Below are 1,814 nucleotides of genomic sequence, written 5' to 3'. Positions count from 1 at the left end.
TAGCCAAACTATTATTTGAAAAAGCAGAAATTACATCAGATGAACGTCGTGTCGGTAAGACAATAAACTTTGGCGTAATTTATGGCATGGGGGCACAAAAATTAGCAAGGTCTGTCGGAATAAGTGTCAAAGAAAGTAAACAATTTTTAGACAGATATAAACAAAAATATTCTCAAGTATTTGAGTATTTAGGGAAGTTAAAAAAAGAAGCGATCGCTCAAGGTTATGTAGAAACAATATTAGGTCGTCGGCGTTATTTTGAATTTGAATCTAAAACTATCCGAGATTTAAAAGGTACGGAACCAGAAGAAATTAACCTAGATGAATTTAAACGTTTAAGTCAAAATGATGCTCAACTTTTAAGGGCAGCAGCTAACTCGCCTATTCAAGGTTCAAGTGCAGATATTATTAAAATTGCCATGATAAAATTCCATAAAATATTGGCAAATTATCAGGCAAAATTATTATTACAAGTCCATGATGAATTAGTATTTGAAGTTCCATCATTAGAGTGGGAAGAATTGGAGCAGGTAATTAAATCTACAATGGAAAATGCCATAGATTTAAAAGTACCACTCATAGTAGATATTCATGCAAGAAAAAATTGGATGGAGACCAAATAATACCAGTAGGGGAGTGGAAGAGTAGGGGAGTAGGGAAGTAGGGGAGAAATAAACAATGGCTTTACATAATTTTCTTGGGCGATGCTGATTGATAATGATTTTTAGATTAACATTTCAGCAACGCCTTTTTTTTAGTAGGGGAGTAGGGAGTTGCATGCAATGTCCGTAAAGAGAAATAAACATAATCATAATTAATACCCTTCTAGGGTGCTAATTATCAAAAAGACGATCCTGTTTGTGTTAATTAATTAATAATTGAAGTGCTACCTAAGAGACTCTTTGTAAAAGGAATAGGTATCTCCAAAAAAATCAAAAATAAAATCAATTATTATCGCTAAATTATCAATTATTTCTCTCTGTTCCCTACTCCCTACTCCCTACTCCCTACTCCCTAAATTATCAATTATTCCTCCCTGTTCCCTGTTCCCTGTTCCCTATAAAAAGTTTTTATTGTGCAAGAGATATGTTAAACTCCTGACTGTAGTTTACTAAGAATCTTTATTTGAGTAAATCTAATGGATACCAAAAAATTAGTTTTAGGTGGAGTTAGTTTGGTATTAGGCAGTGCAATTGTTGCAACTGCTGCCAGTGTTGAACTTAGTGTTGAACAAGAACAAGTAATATGTAAACTTAAAGAGACAGTAGAACAACAAGAAAGAGCTGGCAAAAAACTGGTTTTCTGGCCACTAATTGGAAAAGTGAAAGAAAGAGTAGAAGTTCCTTTTACAGCCAAATTATCTTCTAATACCTCCTACAGTATTTTAGGGGTATGTGATGATAATTGTAATGACTTAAATTTAACCCTTAAAAATCAAAAGGGTGAGAAAATAGCGAATGATAAAAAACAGGATGGAATACCAGTAATCTCTTTTACTCCCACGGAAAACAGTAATTATCGGATTACTGCACGACCAGACAAATGTTCAACTGAAAAATGTGAATTTGGTATGGTTTTATTTGTTCCTAAAAGTGTTGATTTAGATGTGGCCTCTGAGCTGCCAGATGAGTTATATCTATTTAAGTTGTGCCAAGAATAAGCAATAAATTAGTACAGGTAATTCAGTTAAGTTAATATTCTCAGAAAAATTTTGAAAAATAATATAGTTATACGAACAGTTAATATTTTTTGTTTGACCAATACTCAGACAGTGAAAAATGCAATAATATTTCACTTTGAGAAATATTATTGCA

General features: G+C 32.7%; 2 protein-coding genes. Both read left to right on the top strand.

Translation table 11 applies throughout. The features are described from left to right. Positions 1-623, top strand: a 623-nt coding sequence (locus tag F6K13_RS31425) for a DNA polymerase (protein ID WP_287289623.1), incomplete at its 5' end; no start/stop codon positions are given. Positions 624-1,138: 515 nt separating this feature from the next. Continuing rightward, positions 1,139-1,660, top strand: coding sequence for a hypothetical protein (locus F6K13_RS31420; RefSeq protein ID WP_124145714.1), 522 nt, complete (start codon positions 1,139-1,141; stop codon positions 1,658-1,660). The last annotated feature ends 154 nt before the right edge of the window (positions 1,661-1,814 follow it).

This window comes from Okeania sp. SIO2B9 (assembly GCF_010672505.1).
Classification (GTDB): Bacteria; Cyanobacteriota; Cyanobacteriia; order Cyanobacteriales; family Microcoleaceae; genus Okeania; species Okeania hirsuta.
The sequence above is the reverse complement of the archived record's forward strand: the minus strand, read 5'-3'. Positions and strand labels throughout refer to the sequence as shown.